Genomic DNA, 19,914 nt, shown 5'->3' with positions numbered 1-19,914 from the left:
GACATCCCCTGCGGCGCAGGGCAAAACGGGGCACAATGCGCCATCGCCTGCCCCCTTGAAAAAAATGATACGCCTGGACGACCTGAACCTGTTCGTGCGCGCCGCCGCGCTGGGCAGTTTCTCGCACGCGGCGCGCGAGGTCGACCTGCTGCCCGGCCAGGTCAGCGCGGCGATCAAGCGCCTGGAAGCGGAACTGGGAATCCGGCTGTTCGCGCGCTCCACGCGCAGCCTGCGCCTGACGGCGGAAGGCGAGCAATACCTGCCCTTCGCCAAGGGCGCCCTGGACATGCTGCAGGAAGGCACCGAACGCGTCCGGGCGGAAGATGCCGCCCTGCAGGGCACGCTGCAGATCGCCGCGCCCTCGGACATCGGGCGCAATACCATCCTGCCCTGGCTGGGCGAATTCCGCGCCCATCACCCCGGGCTGACCTTGCGGCTCTATCTTTCGGATAACGTCACCGATGTATTCCGCGATCCGGTGGACGTGGCGCTGCGCTACGGCCGCATCGGCGACGCCAGCTTCATCGCCCTGCCCATCGTGCCGGAAAACCGCCGCGTCCTGGTGGCCTCGCCCGGCTACCTGCAACGCCGCGGCCGGCCGCGCTCGCTGGACGACCTGGCGCGCCACGACTGCCTGCTTTACACCATGCATGGCCGCCCCTACGACAAATGGCGCTTCGGCGATGGCGATGGCCGGCGCGTCATCGCGGTATCCGGGCCGCTGCTGACCGACGATGGGGAAGCCGTGCACCGCTGGGCGGCGGCCGGCCAGGGCATCGCCTACAAATCCTGGCTGGACGTGGCGGCCGACATCCGCGCGGGCCGCCTGGAGGTCCTGCTGCCGGAGATCCCCGGCGAGGCCGCGCCCTTCAACCTGATCTGTCCGCACCGCAAGCAGTTCTCGCCGGCCGTGCGCTTGCTGCACGCCGGCCTGCGGGACGTCTGCGGTCCGTTGGCGGTGGACCTGCCCGCCGCCGCCTGAGACCGCGGCGCGCCCGGAAAGCCCAGGGGCAAGCCGTCCAGGCCGCCTTTATCGTAGCCGCTCAGCCCAGGCCCAGCATGTCGGCCAGGCTGGCGGAGCCGGCTTCCTGCACGATGTTGATATGCGCTTCCAGGTCGCGCAGGTGCTGGTCCATCGCGCGCACCGCCGCGGCCGTCTCGCCACGCTCGATCAGGTCGACCACGTGGGCGTGCTCGCCGTGCTCGCAGGTGGCGTTGCCGGGCGGCTGGAAGATGGCCACCACCAGCGCGCAGCGCGAGACGGTTTCCAGCAAATAGCGCTGCAGCAGGGGATTGCGCGACAGCTCGCCCAATCTGGTGTGGAAGGCGCTGGCCAGCAATGCCCACTGGGCCTGTCCGCCATGCAGGGCCTGGTGTTCCTGGCGCAGGTGCCGCCGCAACATGGCGTAGTCGGCGCGCGTGGCGTGCCGCGCCACCAGCGGCACGATGGCCGCCTCCAGCGCGCGCCGGGCCTCGAACAGCTTGCCGACTTCCTCCGGCGTGGGCACCGCCACGATCGCGCCGCGGTTGGGCCGCAGTTCGACCACGTGATCGCGCGCCAGGCGTTGCAGCACCCGCTGCACCAGCGAGCGCCCCACGCCGAACAGCTCGCACAGCGCGGCCTCCGGCAGTTTGGTGCCCGGCTTCAGGCGCTGGCCCAGCACGCTTTGCAGGACGGCCTGGTAGACGCGCTCTTCGGCATCGCCGGCCGACGCCGCGCTGGCGGCGGCGACGCGGCGGGCCGCGCGCGTGCCGGAGACCAGGCGTTCCGGGCGCACCTTGGGGCGTCCGCGGGGACGCGGGGCGGATGGCGTTTTCTTGGCGGCAGGGGTCATGAAGCGCGGCTCATACGGCAAGACCGTAACTATATGCGCGCCCGTTCACCGGCCGGCCGTGTCAGGCGCCAGCGTATCCACATGGCGGCATATCGCGCCCGGCGTGGCGATCCAGATATCGCCGTCGTCGCGCGCCCGCGCGATGTGCTCGAGCGCGCGCCGCAGATGCAGCAGGCGATAAGGCTGCCCCACCAGGTAGGGATGCAGCGCGATCCCCATCACCAGGGGTTGGCGGCGCGCCTGGCGCCGCATCTCGTCGAAGTTGTCGACGATCATTTGCGCGAAATCCTTGGCGTCCATCTGGCGCGCGACGATCATGGGAATGTCGTTCAATTCCTGCGGATACGGGATGGACCAGAAGGGCTGGCCGCCGCGCGTGCGCATGCGCACGGGCTGGTCGTCGTGCGCCCAGTTCAGCGTGTAGCGATACCCCGTTTCCGCCAGCAGGTCCGTCGTCACGCGCGATTCGGCGATCCATGGCGACAGCCAGCCATCCGCCCGTCCCCCCAGCGCCGCGATGCGGTCGCGGCAATGTTCGAGCAGGGCGCGTTCCTGTTCCTCCGGCAGCTTGCTCTGGTGGTCGGAATTGGTGTGCCCATGGCCGATCAATTCATCGCCCCGCCGCACGCAGGCCTCGATCAAGGCCCCGCAATGGTCGAAGACGGAGGTATTGGCGATGATGCCCGCCGGGAAACCGAGCTCGTCGAACAACTCCAGGCAGCGCCAGGCGCCGACCCGGTTGCCGTACTCGCGCCATGAATAATTCAGCACGTCCGGTTCGGCCAGCGCGGCGCCCAGTTTCGCGCCCAAGCCCTCGCCGAAGGCAAAGTGCTCGATATTGAATCCCAGGTACACGGCCAGCCGGGCCTTGCCGGGCCAGTGGTAGTCCGGGCGCTGGTGGATGGGCGAATAGTCGAACCGGTCATGCGTGGCGAGCTTGTCGAAGCGGGAAACCGTCGTCATCGGAAAGACCTCTGGCTTGCGGGGATAGGCATCGCATGGCGCTGCCTTGTGTACGTGTACGGTTGCGCGGGCCGGGACCGTGGCGATGCCACATGGCGGTGCGGGGACGCACGCTTTGCGCCGTTTTCCGCACCGTATTGGCGCATGGTCCGCATGGACCGGAACGCGCGCGCCGCGCGGCGCGTCGACATTATCTCCAATCGGCTATTTTTTGCCGACAAAAATTAGCGCGAATCCGCGACAAAAATCCCGGCGTATCGCCGGCGCGACAGCGCCGCCGGGTTGGCATGGATGTTGCATTGATTCCCAGGCGCCGAGCACGGCGATACGCCCAACGCCACCTGCCACAGGGGACACCATGATCCATTCATCCCGCCGCACCTTCACCGCCTTCGCCGCCGCCATGCTGGGGCTGGGCTGGCTGTCCGCCGTGCACGCCGCCGAGCCCATCAAGATCGGCCTGGTCGCCGCCCTGTCGGGCCAGTCGGCGCTGTCCGGCGAGGCCATCACGCGCGGCCTGCAGACGGCCATCGACGAAATCAATGCGCAGGGCGGCCTGCTGGGCGGCCGCCAGCTGGTACTGGTGCGGCGCGACGACGAATCCAATCCCGCCAAGGGCGTGACCGCCGCGCGCGAACTGATCTACCGCGAGAAGGTCGCCGTGTTCTTCGGCGGCATCGACACGCCCGTCGCGCTGGCCATCGCGCCGCTGGCCAATCAGGCCAAGGTGCCCTTCATGAACCCCTGGGCCGCCGGCACGGCGATCACCCGCAACGGCGCCGATCCCAATTACGTCTTCCGCGTGTCCGCCGTCGACGAACTGGTCGACAAAGGCATGGTGGCCTATGCGCAGAAGACCTTCCACACGGCCCGCTTCGGCCTCTTGATGATCAACAATCCCTGGGGCGAATCGAACCAGAAAGGACTGGTCGCGGCCTTGAAGGAAAAGGGCATGGCGCCCGTGGGCAGCGAAAAGTTCGAGGCCACCGACGTCGACGTGGTGCCGCAGCTGACGCGGCTGAAGGCGGCCGGCGCCGATACCATCGTCCTGGTGGCCAACGTCGGCCCCGCGGCGCAGGTGGTGAAGTCCATGGACCGCATGGGGTGGAAGGTGCCGGTGGTCTCGCACTGGGGCGTGGCCGGCGGCCGCTTCACCGAGCTGGGCGGCCCCAACGCCAGCAATGTGCACTTCGTGCAGACCTACAGTTTCTACGGCAAGCTCTCGCCGGTGGGCGAACAGGTCGTCAAGGAACTGAAGGCCAAGTATCCGGACATCAAGCAGCCCGGCGACATCACGCCGGCGGTGGGCGTGGCCAACGCCTACGACGGCATGCGCCTGACCGCGCTGGCCATCGCCAAGGCCGGCTCCACCGACGGCGACGCCATACGCAAGGGCTATTACGCCATCGACACCTACCAGGGGCTGATCAAGAACTACGTCCACCCCTTCAGCCCCACGCAGCACGACGCCCTGACCGAAAACGACTACGTCTGGGCGCAGTTCATCGACAACCGCATCGTGCCCGTCGGCATGAAGCCCTGACCGATACGGCGGCGGACCGGCGATGCAACTGATATCGGCGCTCATCACCGGGCTCAGCCTGGGCAGCATGTACGGCGTGGTGGCGCTGGGCTTCACCATGACCTATGCGGTATCGGGCACGGTGAACTTCGCGCAGGGCAGCTCGGTCATGCTGGGCGCGGTGCTGTGCTTCGCCTTCTCGCAAACCCTGGGCACGCCCATGTGGCTGGCCGTGCCGCTGGCGCTGGCCGCGTGCGCGGCATACGGCATGGCGGTAGAGGCCCTGGCCGTGCGGCCCTTCGCCAGCCGCGGCTCCAATGCCTGGCTGATGTCCACGGTGGCCCTGGGCATCGTGCTGGACAACCTGGTCATGCACACCTTCGGCAAGGAGCCGCGCAGCCTGCCCTCGCCGCTGGTCGGCCAGCAGATCGCGCTGGGCGGCGTCGGGCTGGGCGTGTACGCGCTGCACCTGGTCATTCCCGCCATCGGGCTGGCGATGGCGGCGGCGCTGCACCTGGTGTCGCGCCGCACGCGCTGGGGCAAGGCCCTGCTGGCGGTGGCGCAGAACCGCGACGCCGCGCGCCTGATGGGTATCCCGATACGCCGCGCCATCGCCGCCTCCTTCGCGCTGTCCACCTGCTTCGCGGGCGTGGCCGGCATCCTGATCGCGCCCTTGTTCAACGTCAGCGCGGAAATGGGCACGCTGTTCGGCATCAAGGCCTTTGCCGTCGCCATCCTGGGCGGCATCGGCAGCGCCTGGGGCGTGATGATCGCCGGGCTGCTGTTCGGTATCGCAGAGGCCCTGATCGTCACGTATATCGGTTCGGGCTACACGCAGATCATCACCTTCGGACTGGTGATCGTGCTGCTCGCCATCCGGCCGGACGGACTGCTGGGGCAGGCGGGAGTACGCAAGGTATGAGCGTCGCCGTCCGCCCCGCCCGCGCCATTCACTGGGGGAGCCTGGTTCAATGAGACACGCGGGTATCCCGGGCGCCGTGCTGGTCGCCGTGCTCTGCATGGTGCTGGCCGCCACGCTGAACAGCTACTACGTGTTCGTGATCGCCAACGTGGCCTTGATCGCCATCGTCGGTATCGGGCTGAACGTGCTGCTCGGGCTGGCCGGCCAGGTCTCCTTCGGCCATGTCGGCTTCTACGCGCTGGGCGCCTACACCGTCGCGGTGCTGACCACCCAGGCGGGATGGAGCTTCTGGCCAGCCTGGGCCGCCGGCGCGCTGCTGTCGGCCGCCGCGGGCGCCGTGCTGGCCTTGCCGGCGCTGCGGGTGAAGGGGCCCTACCTGGCGATGATCACCATCGCCTTCAGTTTCATCGTGCAGCACGCCATTGTCGAAATGCCGGCCCTTACCGGCGGGCAGAACGGCATCATGGGCATTCCGCCGCTGGCGCTGTTCGGCTTCGCGCCGGAGCAGGCCGTGGCGATGGTCGCCATCGTCGCCGCGCTCCTGCTGCTGGGGGCCTATGCGGCGCTGGCCGGCGGCATGTGGGGCGGCGCCATGCGCGCCATCATGGACAGCGAAACCGCGGCGGAGTCCATCGGCCTGAACCCGCTGGTCATCAAGACCGTCGCCTTCGCGATCTCGGCGGCGCTCGCCGGCCTGGCGGGCGGACTGTTCGCCCCCTTGTCGGGCTTCGTCACCCCGGACACCTTCAGCTTCATGCAGTCCATCCTGTTCGTGCTGGTGGTCGTCATCGGCGGCGCCGGCACGGTGGCCGGTCCCATCGCCGGGGCCATCGTCGTGGGGGTGCTGCCGGAGCTGCTGGCTTCGCTGGAATCCTACCGGCTGCTGTTCTTCGGCGCCCTGCTGCTGGTGGTCCTGTGGCTGGCGCCCGAAGGCATCGCCGGCATGGCCGGCCGCTGGCTGCGCACCCGCACGCGCATGGCGCGCGCGCCGGCCGCGGGCGGACAAGAGGCCGTTCCGCTCATGGCGCAACGCGCGCGCCGCGCGCTGAGCGTGCGCGGCCTGGGGATGACCTTCGGCGGCGTGCGCGCCGTCAGCGACCTGGATGTCGACGTCGCGCCCGCGCGCGTCACCTCCCTGATCGGGCCCAACGGCGCCGGCAAGACCACCGCGCTGAATATGTTCAGCGGCTTCTACGCGCCGACCGCCGGGCGCATCGCGCTGGACGGCCAGCCGCTGCAAGGGCTGCCCGCCTTCCGCATCGCCCGCCGCGGCATCGCCCGCACCTACCAGACCTCGCAATTGTTCGGCGGGCTGACCGTGCTGGAGAACGTCACGCTGGCCATGGCGCGCGGCCGCCTGGGCGGCCTGCTTGCCGGCGGCACGCGCACCGCCGCCGCGGCGGCCGAACGCGCGCGCGGCCTGCTGGCCTTCTGCGGCTACCTGGGCGATCCCGACGCCCCGGCCGCCGGCCTGCCCCACGTGGACCGCCGCCTGGTGGAGATCGCGCGGGCCCTGGCCACCGATCCGGACGTGCTGCTGCTGGACGAGCCGGCCGCCGGCCTCAGCCGCGAGGACAAGGAAAAGCTGGCCCTGCTGTTGCGGCGCATCGCCGAAGCCGGTCCCAGCTTGGTCGTGGTCGAACACGACATGGCGCTGGTCATGGGGATTTCCGACCGCATCGTGGTGCTGGACGCCGGCCGCCGGCTGGCGGTGGGCACGCCCGCGCAGATCCAGGCCGACCCGGCGGTGCGCCAGGCCTACCTGGGCGAGCAAGGCCAAGGCCAAGGAAAGACGGCGGCGCAGGCGCCGCGCCAGGGCGGACACGAAGTACTGGGTGTGGGCGAACTCGTGGCCGGCTATGGGGCCGACCCCGTGCTGCACGGCATAGACCTGCAGGTGCGCGAGGGCGAAATGGTGGCGCTGCTGGGCGCCAACGGCGCCGGCAAGTCCACGCTGATGCGCACGCTGGCCGGCCTGCATCGCGCCAGCGCGGGCGGCCTGCATTTCGAAGGGCGACCGCTGAACACGCTGGATGCCGAGGCCATCGTCCGCCTGGGCGTGGTGCTGGTGCCGGAGGGACGGCAGGTCTTCCCGGACCTGTCCGTGCTGGACAACATCCGCCTGGGCGCCTTCCTGTATCCGCGCGACGGCGAAACCCGCGTGCAGGCCATGCTGGACCGCTTCCCGCGCCTGCGCGAACGGCTGCACCAGCGCGCCGGCCTGCTATCGGGCGGCGAACAGCAGATGCTGGCCCTGGCGCGCGGACTGATGGCGCAGCCGCGCCTGCTGCTGCTGGACGAGCCCTCACTGGGCCTGGCGCCCCGCATCATCGCCGAACTGTTCGAATCCCTGGACGCGCTGCGGCGCGAGCGCATGACATTGCTGCTGGTGGACCAGATGGCCGGCCTGGCGCTGGCGCTGGCCGATCGCGCCTATGTGATGGAAGCCGGACACATCGTCGCCCAGGGCACGGCGGCGGATATCGCCGGCAACGAGATGCTGGCTCGCGCATACCTGGGCGCCGTGCAAGCGGGCGCCGTGCAAACGGGCGCCGTGCAAGCGGGCGCCGTGCAAACGGGCGCCGTGCAAGCGGGCGCCCACGGCCCCGCATAACGGCGCGACCGGCCCGTATCCAGGACCCGCAAGGCTCACCAGGAGGAAAGCCGCATGATGGATCTTCAAGGCAAACGCGTCGCCATCCTGGGCGGCAGCAGCGGCATCGGCCTGGCCGCCGCCGCGCTGGCCGGCCCGCACGCGCACGTCCTGATCGCCGGCCGCTCGGCCGATAAACTGGCGGCGGCCCGCGCCGCCCATCCCGCCATCGCCGCGAGCGCCGCGCTGGACATGATGGACGACGAGGCGGTGCGCGGCTTCTTCGCCGGGCAGGACGAATGGGACCACGTCGTCGTGTGCGGATCGCGGACGCGCACGGGCCCGGTGCGCGGCCTGGACCTGCAAGACGCCTACGAGGCCATGCAAAGCAAGTTCTGGAGCGCCTACCACGTCGCCCGCTCCTGCCGCATCCGCGCCGGTGGGTCGCTCACCCTGGTGTCCGGCGTATTCAGCGTCCGCCCCGACCGCAACGCCGTCCTGCAAGGCGCCATCAATGCCGCCCTGGAGGGCCTGATGCGCGGCCTGGCGCTGGAGCTGGCGCCGGTGCGGGTCAACGCGATCTCGCCCAGCGTCACCGACACCCCGTTGTGGGACAAGCTGGACCCGGACCAGCGAAAGCGCAAATTCGAGTCCTATGCCGCCCGCGTTCCGGTCGGCCGCATCGCCGCGCCCGACGACGTCGCGCGCGCCATTTTCGCCGTCGCCACCAACCCCTGCATTACCGGCTCCACCCTGCTGGTGGACTGCGGCGACGCCGTCTCGTGAGAACCGCCACGCATCCCCTACGGAGCACCGCGCCATGAAGCTATTGCACGTTCCCGTCATCGACATCTCGCGCTTCGCGTCCGGCAGCGACGCGGACAAACAGGCGATCGCGCGTTCGGTGGACCAGGCCTGCCGCGATATCGGCTTCCTGATCATATCCGGCCACGGCATCGATCCCGCGCTCATGGCGCGCATGCGCGACGTCTCGCGCCGTTTCTTCGACCTGCCTCTGGCCGACAAGATGCGCGTGGCGCGGCCCGGCATCGACGTGGCGCGGGGCTATATCGGCATGGAGGACGAGTCGGTGGGCCGCTCGCGCGATGCCACCGCCATGGCCGGCGACCTGAACGAAAGCCTGATGATCGGGCCGGTGGACCAGCCTGACCCCGCCTACGCGCAGACGCCGGCGGCCGGCCGGCATTTCGCGCCGAACATCTGGCCCGAGGAGCCGGCCGACCTGCGCGCCACCTGGACCGACTATTACCGCGCCATGGGGGACCTGGCCCGCACGCTGATGCGCATCTTCGCCCTGGCGCTGGACCTGGACGAGCACTACTTCGACGACAAGGTGGACCGCCACATCAGCCGCCTGCGGCTGCGCAACTACCCCGCGCAGGACAAGCCGCCGCAACCCGGGCAGATCCGCGCCGGCGCGCATTCGGACTACGGCAGCCTGACCATCCTGGCCACGGAGGACCGCCCCGGCGGCCTGCAGGTGTTCAATGCCGAGGGCCAATGGGTGGACGTCCCCATCGTGCCCGATTGCTTCATCATCAATATCGGCGACCTGATGGCGCGCTGGACCAACGACCGCTGGGTATCCACGCTGCACCGCGTCGTCAACCCGCCGCTGGAGGCAAAGGCGGAAAGCCGGCGCCAGTCCATCGTGTTCTTCCACAATCCCAATTACGACGCGCGCATCGAGTGCCTGCCGAGTTGCCGGCGGAAGGACGTGCCGGCCAAGTACCCGCCCACCACCTCGGGCGAGCATTTGCGCGCCATGTTCGTGGCGACGCAGAATGCGACCATGTAGCCGGCGGGATCGCGCGGGGCCGCCAAGCCGTTCCCGCGCGGGAACGCTGTCCACCCACGGCCAAGGCGCTGACCCCATGGCCATGACCTGGACCACAGCAAAAAAATGGCACGGGTATTGCTTATATCCGGTGCCTGTCCGAATGCACGACTCCGTGCCCATGCGCCGCCCAGGCCGGCGCGTTTTCTACCTGGAAAGACCCGCATGCGATCCGACTCCTCATCCTTCCCGCCCCGCCGACTGACCCTGCGCCTGCTGGGCACGCTGGCGCTTACCCTCGGGCTGGCCACCGCCCATATCGGCGCCGCCCGGGCCGCTTATCCCGACCATGCCATCCAGGTGATCATCTCCTTCCCGCCCGCCGGCGCGACCGACGTGCTCGCCCGCGCCATCGGGCAGAAGCTTTCCGTGGAGCTCAAGCAATCCGTCGTCGTCGAAAACCGCCCCGGCGCGGGCGGCGCCATCGGCATCCAGGCGGCGGCCAAGGCACCGGCCGACGGCTACACGCTGTACTTCGCCGCCGTCACGAATGTGGCCGTCGCCGCCGCGCTGTATCCGAACTGGCCCGCGGACCTGAACAAGGACTTCACGCCCATCGCCGGCGTGGGCATCGTGCCGCACATCCTGGTGGTGCCGGAAACCCTGCCGGTCAAGAATGTCGGCGAACTGGTCTCCTACCTGAAGGCCAAGCCCGGCCAGTACAACTTTGCCTCGCAGGGCACGGGCACCCTTTCCCACCTGGAATCCGAGCTGTTCGCGCTGAAGACCGGCGTCAAGGCCACGCACATCCCCTACAAGGGCAGCGGCCAGGCCCTGCCCGAACTGGTCTCCGGCTCGTCCAGCTTCATGTTCGACAGCATCCCCGGCTCCATGCCGCTGATCCAGGCCAGGAAGCTGAAAGTCCTGGCCGTCGCTTCCGGCTCGCGCGTCGGCCTGCTGCCGGACGTGCCGACGATGCAGGAAGCCGGCATCGCCGGCGTGCAGGCGGACAACCTGTTCGGCTTCGTCGCGCCCAAGGGCACGCCGCAGGCCGCCATCGACACGATCTCGCAGGCGCTGCGGAAAGTACTGGCCATGCCCGAGCTGAAGGCCGCCATGGTGGCGCAGGGCGCGGAACTGGTCTACACGCCGGCCGCGCCTTTCGGCGAGGCGATCGCCAAGGAACACAAGACCTGGGCCGACGTGGTCAAGGAAGCGCATATTTCCATCCAATAGGCCCCGCGCGGCCGCGCGGCGGCCGGTTTGCCCCGGCGCCGATCGGCGCTATAAGACAAGCTCCCTACCCGCAGCCCGAGGCCGTCAGATGTTCCCCCTCAAGCCCGAATTCTGGTCCTTCCCCTACACCTCGCAACGCATGCCCGTGCTGGCCGACAACGTCGTCAGCACCTCGCAGCCCCTGGCCGCCAGCGCCGGGCTGTCCATGCTGATGCGCGGCGGCAATGCCATGGACGCCGCGCTGGCCACCGCCATCGCGCTGACGGTGGTGGAGCCCTGCATGAACGGCATCGGCGGCGACGCCTTCGCCATTGTCTGGGACGGCCGGTCGCTGCACGGCCTGAACGCCAGCGGCCGCGCGCCGGCGGCATGGACGCCCGAACGCTACGCGCACCTGGACAGCATGCCCTTCCGCGGCTGGGATGCGGTCACGGTACCGGGCGCGGTATCGGCCTGGCGCGCCGCCAGCGAGCGCTTCGGCTCCCTGCCGTTCGAGGACCTGTTCGAACCGGCCATCCGCCTGGCGCGCGACGGCTATCCGGTCTCGCCCACCGTGCAGCGACAATGGCAGGCCCAGGTGCCGGGGCTGATCGGGCAGCCCGGCTATGCGGAGGCCTTCGCCCCGCACGGCCGCGCGCCGCTGCCCGGCGAACGCTTCGTCTGCCCCGGCCAGGCCGACACCCTGGAAAAGATCGCCCGCAGCAAGGGCGAAAGCTTCTATCGAGGCGAACTGGCCGCCGCCATCGCCGCCCACGCGCGCAACACCGGCGGCAGCATCACCGAAGCGGACCTGGCCGCCCATCGGGCCGATTGGGTCGAACCCATCCGCATGAAATACCGCGACGTCGAGCTGGTGGAAATCGGCCCCAACGGGCAGGGCATCGGCGCGCTGATGGCGCTGGGCATGCTGGACACGCTGGAGCTGGGCGCGCTGCCGGTCGATTCCGCGGCCAGCCTGCACCTGCAGCTGGAGGCCATGAAGCTGGCCTTCGCCGACATGTATGCCTACGTCGGCGATCCGGCCGCCATGACCGACGTGACCGCCAGCCACCTGCTGGACCGCGACTACCTGGCGCGCCGCGCCCGCCTGATCGATCCGCGCCGCGCCGCCTATCCGGGGCCGGGCAATCCGCACGGCGGCGGCACGGTGTACCTGACGGCGGCCGACAGCAAGGGCATGATGGTGTCCTTCATCCAATCCAACTTCAAGGGCTTCGGCTCCGGCGTGGTGGTGCCCGGCACCGGTATCGCGCTGCACAACCGCGGCTGGGGCTTCAGCACGCGCGCCGGCCATCCCAACCAGGTGGGACCGGGCAAGCGGCCCTTCCACACCATCATTCCGGGCTTCGTCATGCGCGATGGGCAGCCGCTGATGACACTGGGGCTGATGGGCGGCTCCATGCAGGCGCAGGGCCATGCGCAGGTGCTTTGCCGCCTGGCCGACCATGGGCAGAATCCGCAGGCCGCCAGCGATGCGCCGCGCTGGCGCATCAAGGACGACAACCGCGGCGTCGCGATGGAGTGGAACATGCCCGCGGAAACCCTGCAGGGCCTGAAGGACCTGGGCCACGACGTCACGCAGTCGCCGCGCTTCGACACGGAATTCGGCTGCGCGCAGATGGCGCTGCGGCTGGAATCGGGCGGCTATCTGGCCGCGTCCGACCATCGCAAGGATGGCTACGCCGTGGGCTGCTGAGCCCCGCGCCCGGCGGAATACCCGATTGACGCCCGCCGGCCCGGCGGGTAAACCTGCGCCTGCGGCACCCCTCATTACTACAAATGGCAGCCCCGCCCCACGGGGATCCATGCCTGCCCAGGAGACAGACAATGAAAACCCCGTTCGTGCGGTTTGCCTTGCTGCTGTGCCTTGTCGTCGGTTCGCTCGCGCTCGCCCCAGTCCACGCCCAGAACATTTCCATCGCCACCGGCGGCACGGGCGGCGTGTATTACCCCATCGGCGGCGGCATCGCGGCGCTGCTGTCCAAGAAAGTGCCCGGCATGGAGGCCACCGCGGAGGTCACCGGCGGCTCGGTGGACAACCTCAAGCTGATCGACGGCGATGCCTCCTACATCGGGATGAGCATGTCCGACGCGGCGCTGGACGCCTACCGCGGCCAGGACAAGTTCAAGAGCGGCAAGGTGCCGCTGCGCACGCTGATGATCATGTATCCCAACCGCATGCACGTGGTCACGGTGCAGGGCAAGGGCATCGAGACCATGGCGGACCTGAAGGGCAAGCGGGTCTCCACGGGCGCGCCCGGCAGCGCCACGGAAGTCATGGCCTTTCGCCTGCTGGAGGCCGCCGGCCTGGACAAGGACAAGGACGTCAAGCGCGAACGGCTGAGCGTGGCCGAATCGGTCAACGCCATCAAGGACAACAAGATCGACGCCTTCTTCTGGGTGGGCGGCCTGCCCACCGCCGCCGTCACCGACCTGGCCAACACGCCGGGCACCACGCTGAAAATGATAGACAACGCGGACCTGGTCCCGGCGATGAACAAGAAGTACGGCAACCTGTATGTCGCCGACACCATCCCCAAGGCCACGTATCGCGGCATGGACAAGGACAACAAGCAGGCGACGGTCATGAACATCCTGGTCGCCAGCGAGAAACTGCCCGACCAGGTCGCCTACAACATCGTCAAGGTCATCTTCGAAAGCCGCGACGAGCTGATCGCCGTGCACAAGGACACGGCGGACTTCAAGCTGGAGAACCAGAAGTCCGCCGCCACGCCGGTTCCCTTCCATCCCGGCGCCGTGAAGTACTACAAGGAACGCGGCGTCAGCGTGGACTGACCGATACCGCCGCCAGCCCGGGGCGGCGGCCGTCGCGCGACGGCCGCCGCCTTCGTCCGTACCTGCCTGGGAGTCCGCATGACCGATGCAGCACGCCTGGATCCGCCCGCCGCCGTCGACGACGAGGCGCTGCGCAAGGCCGAGGAATATATCGAGCAGGAAGAGGGCGCCACGCATCGCCTGGGCGGCGCGCTGGGCGCCTTCCTGGCCGCGGTCGCGGTGGCGATGTCGCTCTTCCACCTGTACGCCGCCTACGCCATCGTGCCCACGCAGATCCTGCGCCCCGTGCATGTGGCCTTCGTACTGGTGCTGAGCTTCCTGATGTTTCCGGTGGCGCGGCGCTTCCGCCACCGCATCATGCCCTGGGACTGGGCACTGGCCCTGCTGGCCGTCGCCGTCGTGGTGTACCTGATCCTGGGCGGGGACGACTTCACCGACCGCAACACCCGCCCCTTGCCCTGGGACATCTTCTTCGGCGCGGCGCTGATCCTGCTGGTGATGGAAGCCATGCGCCGCACCATAGGCTGGATCCTGCCGGTCATCTGCATCTGCTTCCTGCTCTATGCCTTCCTGGGGCCCTATCTGCCGCACCCCTGGACGCACCGCGGCTACAGCATCGCTCGGCTGGTGGGCTTCATGTACATGACACTGGAGGGCATCTTCGGCGTGGCGGTGGACGTGTCGTCCTCGCTCATCATCCTGTTCACGATCTTCGGCGCCTTCCTGCAGCTATCGGGCGCGGGGCGCTTCTACATCGATTTTTCCTTCGCCGCCATGGGCGGCAAGCCTGCCGGGGCAGGACGCACGGTCGTGCTGGCGTCCTTCCTGCTGGGCGGGCCGTCCGGCTCGGGCGTGGCCACCACCGTCACGCTGGGGACCGTGGCCTGGCCCATGCTGGCCAAGGTCGGCTATGCGCGCGACGCGGCCGGCGGCCTGCTGGCGGCCGGCGGGCTGGGCGCCATCATTTCGCCGCCGGTCATGGGCGCGGCCGCCTTCATCATCGCCGAGTTCCTGAAGATCTCCTACCTGGACGTGGTGCTGATGGCGGTGATCCCCACGCTGCTGTTCTACCTGGCGCTGTTCCTGATGGTGGAGATCGACGTGCGCAAGTACGGCATGAGCCAGACCGTATTCGCCCGCGTGGACACGGTCTGGAACCTGACGCGCCGCTACGGCTTCCACTTCCTCTCGCTGGTGTCCATCGTCGTCTTCATGCTGCTGGGCTTTTCGCCGGTACTGTCGGTGTTCTGGGCCATCGTGGTGGCCTTCCTGGCCAGTTTCCTGCGCGCGGACACGGCCATGATCTCCTACGATCTGTTCCGCGGCCGCGGCTCGCCCCCGCGGCACCTGCTACGCTCGCCGCTGGTGGAGGCCCTGCGCCTGGGCTCGGTCGGCATGCTGGGCGTGGGCGCCACCTGCGCCGGCGCGGGCATTATCGTCGGCGTCGTCACCCTGACCGGCCTGGGGCTGAAGTTCAGCGGCATCGTGATCGACTACGCCGCCGGCTCGTTGTTGCTGACCGCCGTCTACACCGCCCTGGTGGTATGGGTGATCGGCCTGGCCGTGCCGGTGACGGCCTCGTACATCATCTGCGCGGTCATCGCCGCGCCCGCGCTGATCAAGCTGGGCGTGCCGGACTACGCGGCGCATATGTTCATCTTCTACTACGCCGTGCTGTCGGAGGTCTCGCCGCCGACCGCGCTGTCGCCCTTCGCGGCGGCCGCCATCACGGGCGCCGACCCCTACCGCACGACCATGCAATGCTGGAAGTACACCATCCCGGCCTTCCTGGTGCCCTTCATCTTCGTGCTGGCGCCCAGCGGGCAGAGCCTGCTGCTGATGGGATCGGCCAAGGCCCTGGCATCGGCCAGCGCCTGGGAAATCGCGGAGGTCGCCTTCACCGCCGCGGCGGGGATCTTCGCCCTGGCGGCGGGCTTCCAGGGCTGGCTGCTCGTCAAGGCGACGGCCCTGCAAAGGACGATGTTCATCGTGGCCGGCTTCGCGCTGGTCTATCCCGGCCCCGTGTCCAACGGCGTCGGATTCGCCCTGGTATTGATCGCGCTGGCCCTGCAATGGCGCGGACTGCGGCGGGACCGGCATGCCGGCGGCGCCGGCGCCAAGCGGGACGGGGCGCCGGCGGGGTGACCCTTTCCGCCACGCCGCCCCGTGCCGGCCGGACCGCCATGGCGCCCGGTATGTGGCGCCGGATGGGGCTCAGGCCGTCACGACCAGCGCCTCCACGCCCCGCACCGTATTGCGCTTGCGCCATTGCAAGGCGTCCAGGTCCACCAGCCGCATGCCGGGCAGGCGCGCGAGCAGGGTGCCCAGGCCCACTTGCAGCTCCATCGCCGCCAGCCGGGCGCCCAGGCAATAATGGATGCCGCCGCCGAAGGCGATCAGCCGATTGCCGCTTTCCGCCCGTTCGATCAGCAGACGGTCGGGATCGGCGAAGCGCCCCGGGTCGCGATTCGCCGCCCCCAGGAGCATGAAGACGATGGAGCCCTTGGGCAGCGCGATGCCGCCCGCCTCGGTATCTTCCAGCGCCATCCGCGTGATGAACTGCACCGAACTGTCATAGCGCATGCATTCGTTGATGGCCTTGGGCAGCAGCGCCGGCTGTTGTGCCAGCAGCCGCAACTGGTCCGGATGGCGATGCAGCGAGATCAGGGCATTGCCTATCATGTTGGCCGTCGTTTCGTGCCCGGCGACGAACAGCAGGATGACGTTCGACACGATCTCGTCTTCCGTCAGCCCCTGGCCGTCCTCTTCCACGGACAGCAGCACGGAAATGAGGTCCGCCCCGGGCCGCGCGCGCCGCGCGTCCACCACCCGGCGGAAGTAGTCCTCGACGTTGCGCATCGCCGCGTTGATTTTCTCCAGCGCCTCGGCGGCCAGCGGCGCGGCTTCCAGGGCCTGCACCAATTGGCTGACGTCGCGCTCCAGCATGTCCGCGTCTTCCACGGGGATATCCAGCAGCCGGCAAATGATGCGCACCGGCAGGGGCTGGCTGTACGCCGGCACCAGGTCGAAGGCCTGGCCCTGGGGAAAGGCATCGATCAATTCGTCGGCCACTTCCTGGCAGACCTGGCGCAGGCCGTCCACGCGGCGCGCATCGAAGGCCTTCATCAGCAGGGACCGCAGGCGGGTATGGGCCGGCGGATTCATCATCAGGAACATCCGCGCCAGGCCCTGGAAGATGGGCTGGGCGGTACCCTCCTGGCCGTAACGGGCGCGGATGCTTTCCATATAGCCCTTGCCCATGCGGCGGTCCACCAGGATGGCGTCGATCATGTCGTAATGACCGGTCATCAGGATGTTGGGCGCGACATTGAACAGCTTGCCGCGCGCGCGGATCTTTTCGTACAGCGGATAGGGATCCCGGTAGAACTCGGGGGTAGAGAGGTCCTGCAGATTCATGGAGACTCCAGCTTCGTGTCGCAAGCACCGGCGCCGCGGACGGCATGCCGGTGGCCGTAAGTCATAACACGGCCTGCCTTGCGCCTATTCCATCGTTTTCTCCATACGGAGAGCTGAAAGGAAATCGGCGGTAACCGGAAACGGGGCCGGGCCGGGGAGCGCGATGCGCCGGTGCTAAACTCTGTAACGACCCCCCGCCCGTACGCGACGCGGCCGCCCCGCGCGGGCCTGTATGCGACTACAGCGCCCACGCCATGGCCACGAAGCGCCGCGGCGTCCCCGTGTCCGCCCTTGCGGCCGGCCGGACATGTCGCAGGGACCGGAACATATCCAGACTTTCCGCTATTCCACCGTTCAGTGAGGTTCACGAGCAAATGTCTACCACGTCGAAGATCATCTACACGCTGACCGACGAAGCCCCGGCCCTGGCCACCTATTCGCTGCTGCCCATCGTGCAGGCCTACACCCGCTCGTCGGGCGTCGCCGTCGAAACCCGCGACATCTCGCTGTCCGGCCGCATCATCGCCGCCTTTCCCGAATTCCTGACCGACGCCCAGAAGATCTCCGACGACCTGGCGGAACTCGGCCAGCTGGCGACCACGCCGGAAGCCAACATCATCAAGCTGCCGAACATCAGCGCCTCCATCCCGCAGATGAAGGCCGCCATCAAGGAACTGCAGCAGCAGGGCTACAAGTTGCCCGACTATCCGGACGAGCCCGCCAACGACAAGGAAAAGGACGTCAAGGCCCGCTACGACAAGATCAAGGGCAGCGCCGTGAACCCCGTGCTGCGCGAAGGCAACTCCGACCGCCGCGCGCCGCTGTCGGTCAAGAACTATGCGCGCAAGCACCCGCACAAGATGGGCGCCTGGAGCGCCGACTCGAAGACGCACGTGTCCCATATGGACAGCGGCGACTTCTACGGCAGCGAAAAGTCCGCACTGATCGCCAACGCCGGCACGGTGCGCATCGAACTGGCCACCGCCGACGGCGCCACCAAGGTGCTGAAGGAAAAGACCAATGTGAAGGCCGGCGAGATCATCGACGCCGCCGTCCTCAGCAAGAACAAGCTGCGCGCCTTCCTGGAAGCGCAGGTGGAAGACGCCAAGAAGCAGGACGTGCTCTTCTCGATCCACGTCAAGGCAACGATGATGAAGGTCTCCGACCCGATCATCTTCGGCCACGTGGTGTCGGTCTTCTATAAGGACGTGCTCGCCAAGCACGCCGATACGCTGAAGCAGATCGGTTTCGATCCCAACAACGGTATCGGCGACCTGTACGCCAAGATGGCCGGCCTGCCCGCGGACAAGCGCGCGGAGATCGAAGCCGACCTGAAGGCCGAATACGAAAAGCGTCCGCGCCTGGCGATGGTCAACTCCGACAAGGGCATCACCAACCTGCATGTGCCCAGCGACGTGATCGTCGACGCGTCCATGCCGGCCATGATCCGCGAAGGCGGCAAAATGTGGGGTCCGGACGGCAAGGCCTACGACGCCAAGGCGGTGATCCCCGATCGCAGCTACGCCGACGTGTACCAGGTGGTGATCGAGGACTGCAAGAAGAACGGCCCCTACGATCCCGTCACCATGGGCACGGTGCCCAACGTCGGCTTGATGGCCCAGGCCGCCGAAGAATACGGTTCGCACGACAAGACCTTCCAGATCCCCGCCAACGGCACGGTGCGCGTGGTCGACGAGTCCGGCAAGGTGCTGCTGGAGCAGCCGGTGGAAGCCGGCGACATCTGGCGCATGTGCCAGACCAAGGACGCCCCCGTTCAGGACTGGGTGAAACTGGCCGTGAACCGCGCCCGCGCCACGAACACGCCCGCCGTGTTCTGGCTGGACAAGGACCGCGCGCATGACGCCCAGATCATCGCCAAGGTCGAGCGCTACCTGAAGGACCACGACACCAACGGCCTGGACCTGCGCATCATGAAGCCCACCGATGCATGCAAGTTCTCCGTGGAGCGCATCCGCCAGGGCAAGGACACCATCTCCGTGACCGGCAACGTGCTGCGCGACTACCTGACCGACCTGTTCCCCATCATGGAACTGGGCACCAGCGCCAAGATGCTGTCCATCGTGCCGCTGATGGCGGGCGGCGGCCTGTTCGAGACGGGCGCCGGCGGTTCGGCCCCCAAGCACGTGCAGCAGTTCGTGGAAGAAGGCTTCCTGCGCTGGGATTCGCTGGGTGAATTCCTGGCCCTGGCGGCGTCGCTGGAACACCTGGCCGATGTGCACAACAACACGGCGGCCCGTGTGCTGGCCAAGACGCTGGACGAAGCCACCGGCAAGTTCCTGGACAACGACAAGTCGCCCGCCCGCAAGGTCGGTGGCCTGGACAACCGCGGCAGCCACTTCTACCTGGCCCTGTACTGGGCCCAGGCACTGGCCGCGCAAACCGAGGACAAGGCCCTGCAGGCCAAGTTCACGGGCCTGGCCAAGGCGCTGACCGACAACGAAACCAAGATCGTGCAGGAACTGGCCGCCGCGCAAGGCAAGCCGCAGGACATCGGCGGCTACTACCGCCCGAACGCGGACAAGACCAGCCAGGCCATGCGGCCCAGCGCCACGCTGAACCAGGCATTGAAGCAGCTGGAAGCGTAAGGTCCTCGTGCCGCTCGCAATGAAGGCCGGCCTCGGGTAGCACCGAGGCCGGTTTTTTTTTGCGGGGCCACGAGCGGCCGCGGGTGCGGACAGTGTCCGGGAGCGGCGGCCCTGACGTGGCGGGGTCCTGGCGCCCGGGCTTGCGATTCAACAGGCATTCAGCTTTTCACCGCTCCGTCATAATCGTCACGTAGCGTTGCAGCCCTTTGATCCTACCCATGGAAAG

General features: G+C 68.5%; 14 protein-coding genes and 1 pseudogene. 11 read left to right on the top strand and 4 right to left on the bottom strand.

Annotated features, from left to right (window positions below):
• The first annotated feature begins 64 nt into the window (after nucleotides 1–64).
• Entirely contained in the window at nucleotides 65–982 is a 918-nt protein-coding gene (locus BAU06_RS01450; RefSeq protein ID WP_066343443.1) for a LysR family transcriptional regulator, read from the top strand.
• 61 nt (nucleotides 983–1,043) lie between these two features.
• On the opposite strand, the gene BAU06_RS01445 is transcribed toward BAU06_RS01450, so the two are convergent.
• A complete protein-coding gene (locus tag BAU06_RS01445) occupies nucleotides 1,044–1,835 on the bottom strand; it encodes a GntR family transcriptional regulator (RefSeq protein ID WP_066343438.1) in 792 nt (263 codons plus the stop codon).
• Nucleotides 1,836–1,880: 45 nt separating this feature from the next.
• Nucleotides 1,881–2,798 carry a polysaccharide deacetylase family protein gene (locus BAU06_RS01440; protein ID WP_066343435.1) on the bottom strand — a complete coding sequence of 306 codons (918 nt, stop codon included), beginning with the start codon at nucleotides 2,796–2,798 and terminating at the stop codon, nucleotides 1,881–1,883.
• A 358-nt stretch (nucleotides 2,799–3,156) separates the two neighbouring features.
• Between BAU06_RS01440 and BAU06_RS01435 the strand changes: the two genes are divergently transcribed.
• The 3 genes from BAU06_RS01435 to BAU06_RS01425 are packed head-to-tail and all read left to right on the top strand — an operon-like array spanning nucleotide 3,157 to nucleotide 7,856.
• Entirely contained in the window at nucleotides 3,157–4,341 is a 1,185-nt protein-coding gene (locus BAU06_RS01435) for an ABC transporter substrate-binding protein (RefSeq protein WP_066343429.1), read from the top strand.
• A 22-nt stretch (nucleotides 4,342–4,363) separates the two neighbouring features.
• Nucleotides 4,364–5,242, top strand: a complete 879-nt coding sequence (locus tag BAU06_RS01430; protein WP_066343421.1) for a branched-chain amino acid ABC transporter permease — start codon at nucleotides 4,364–4,366, stop codon at nucleotides 5,240–5,242.
• 49 nt (nucleotides 5,243–5,291) lie between these two features.
• On the top strand, nucleotides 5,292–7,856 hold the full coding sequence (locus BAU06_RS01425) for a branched-chain amino acid ABC transporter ATP-binding protein/permease (RefSeq protein WP_082993469.1): 2,565 nt from the start codon (nucleotides 5,292–5,294) through the stop codon (nucleotides 7,854–7,856).
• On the opposite strand, the pseudogene BAU06_RS27315 reads toward BAU06_RS01425, so the two are convergent.
• Nucleotides 7,797–7,997, bottom strand: a pseudogene (locus BAU06_RS27315) (hypothetical protein); the annotation flags it as partial. The gene BAU06_RS01425 and the pseudogene BAU06_RS27315 overlap by 60 nt on opposite strands.
• Here BAU06_RS27315 and BAU06_RS01420 point away from each other — a divergent pair.
• From BAU06_RS01420 to BAU06_RS01395, 6 genes are all read left to right on the top strand, one after another.
• Nucleotides 7,911–8,621 carry an SDR family oxidoreductase gene (locus BAU06_RS01420; RefSeq protein WP_066343419.1) on the top strand — a complete coding sequence of 237 codons (711 nt, stop codon included), beginning with the start codon at nucleotides 7,911–7,913 and terminating at the stop codon, nucleotides 8,619–8,621. The pseudogene BAU06_RS27315 and the gene BAU06_RS01420 sit on opposite strands and share 87 nt — an antisense overlap.
• A 34-nt stretch (nucleotides 8,622–8,655) precedes the next feature.
• Nucleotides 8,656–9,654, top strand: a complete 999-nt coding sequence (locus BAU06_RS01415) for an isopenicillin N synthase family dioxygenase (RefSeq protein WP_066343409.1) — start codon at nucleotides 8,656–8,658, stop codon at nucleotides 9,652–9,654.
• Nucleotides 9,655–9,858: 204 nt separating this feature from the next.
• A complete protein-coding gene (locus BAU06_RS01410) occupies nucleotides 9,859–10,869 on the top strand; it encodes a Bug family tripartite tricarboxylate transporter substrate binding protein (protein ID WP_066343404.1) in 1,011 nt (336 codons plus the stop codon).
• Nucleotides 10,870–10,957: 88 nt separating this feature from the next.
• Entirely contained in the window at nucleotides 10,958–12,565 is a 1,608-nt protein-coding gene (locus BAU06_RS01405) for a gamma-glutamyltransferase family protein (RefSeq protein WP_066343403.1), read from the top strand.
• 131 nt (nucleotides 12,566–12,696) lie between these two features.
• Nucleotides 12,697–13,665 carry a TAXI family TRAP transporter solute-binding subunit gene (locus BAU06_RS01400; RefSeq protein WP_066343400.1) on the top strand — a complete coding sequence of 323 codons (969 nt, stop codon included), beginning with the start codon at nucleotides 12,697–12,699 and terminating at the stop codon, nucleotides 13,663–13,665.
• A gap of 78 nt (nucleotides 13,666–13,743) precedes the next feature.
• Nucleotides 13,744–15,810, top strand: coding sequence for a TRAP transporter permease (locus tag BAU06_RS01395; RefSeq protein ID WP_066343396.1), 2,067 nt, complete (start codon nucleotides 13,744–13,746; stop codon nucleotides 15,808–15,810).
• Between the two features lie 69 nt (nucleotides 15,811–15,879).
• Here the strand turns inward: BAU06_RS01395 and BAU06_RS01390 are convergent, their stop codons facing one another.
• Nucleotides 15,880–17,082, bottom strand: a complete 1,203-nt coding sequence (locus BAU06_RS01390; RefSeq protein ID WP_066343392.1) for a cytochrome P450 — start codon at nucleotides 17,080–17,082, stop codon at nucleotides 15,880–15,882.
• Nucleotides 17,083–17,456: 374 nt separating this feature from the next.
• Here BAU06_RS01390 and BAU06_RS01385 point away from each other — a divergent pair, with 374 nt between their 5' ends.
• Entirely contained in the window at nucleotides 17,457–19,688 is a 2,232-nt protein-coding gene (locus BAU06_RS01385; RefSeq protein WP_066343390.1) for an NADP-dependent isocitrate dehydrogenase, read from the top strand.
• The last annotated feature ends 226 nt before the right edge of the window (nucleotides 19,689–19,914 follow it).

Source organism: Bordetella bronchialis (assembly GCF_001676705.1).
In the GTDB taxonomy this organism is placed as follows: domain Bacteria; phylum Pseudomonadota; class Gammaproteobacteria; order Burkholderiales; family Burkholderiaceae_B; genus Bordetella_C; species Bordetella_C bronchialis.
Note: the sequence above shows the minus strand (reverse complement) of the source record. Positions and strands in the feature narration are given on the sequence as shown.

Excerpts from the sequence above, each read along its gene's own strand:
- BAU06_RS01450 (WP_066343443.1), top strand. The coding sequence starts at position 65 with ATGATACGCCTGGACGACCTGAACCTGTTCGTGCGCGCCGCCGCGCTG.
- BAU06_RS01445 (WP_066343438.1), bottom strand. The coding sequence starts at position 1,835 with ATGACCCCTGCCGCCAAGAAAACGCCATCCGCCCCGCGTCCCCGCGGA.
- BAU06_RS01440 (WP_066343435.1), bottom strand. The coding sequence starts at position 2,798 with ATGACGACGGTTTCCCGCTTCGACAAGCTCGCCACGCATGACCGGTTC.
- BAU06_RS01435 (WP_066343429.1), top strand. The coding sequence starts at position 3,157 with ATGATCCATTCATCCCGCCGCACCTTCACCGCCTTCGCCGCCGCCATG.
- BAU06_RS01430 (WP_066343421.1), top strand. The coding sequence starts at position 4,364 with ATGCAACTGATATCGGCGCTCATCACCGGGCTCAGCCTGGGCAGCATG.
- BAU06_RS01425 (WP_082993469.1), top strand. The coding sequence starts at position 5,292 with ATGAGACACGCGGGTATCCCGGGCGCCGTGCTGGTCGCCGTGCTCTGC.
- BAU06_RS01420 (WP_066343419.1), top strand. The coding sequence starts at position 7,911 with ATGATGGATCTTCAAGGCAAACGCGTCGCCATCCTGGGCGGCAGCAGC.
- BAU06_RS01415 (WP_066343409.1), top strand. The coding sequence starts at position 8,656 with ATGAAGCTATTGCACGTTCCCGTCATCGACATCTCGCGCTTCGCGTCC.
- BAU06_RS01410 (WP_066343404.1), top strand. The coding sequence starts at position 9,859 with ATGCGATCCGACTCCTCATCCTTCCCGCCCCGCCGACTGACCCTGCGC.
- BAU06_RS01405 (WP_066343403.1), top strand. The coding sequence starts at position 10,958 with ATGTTCCCCCTCAAGCCCGAATTCTGGTCCTTCCCCTACACCTCGCAA.
- BAU06_RS01400 (WP_066343400.1), top strand. The coding sequence starts at position 12,697 with ATGAAAACCCCGTTCGTGCGGTTTGCCTTGCTGCTGTGCCTTGTCGTC.
- BAU06_RS01395 (WP_066343396.1), top strand. The coding sequence starts at position 13,744 with ATGACCGATGCAGCACGCCTGGATCCGCCCGCCGCCGTCGACGACGAG.
- BAU06_RS01390 (WP_066343392.1), bottom strand. The coding sequence starts at position 17,082 with ATGAATCTGCAGGACCTCTCTACCCCCGAGTTCTACCGGGATCCCTAT.
- BAU06_RS01385 (WP_066343390.1), top strand. The coding sequence starts at position 17,457 with ATGTCTACCACGTCGAAGATCATCTACACGCTGACCGACGAAGCCCCG.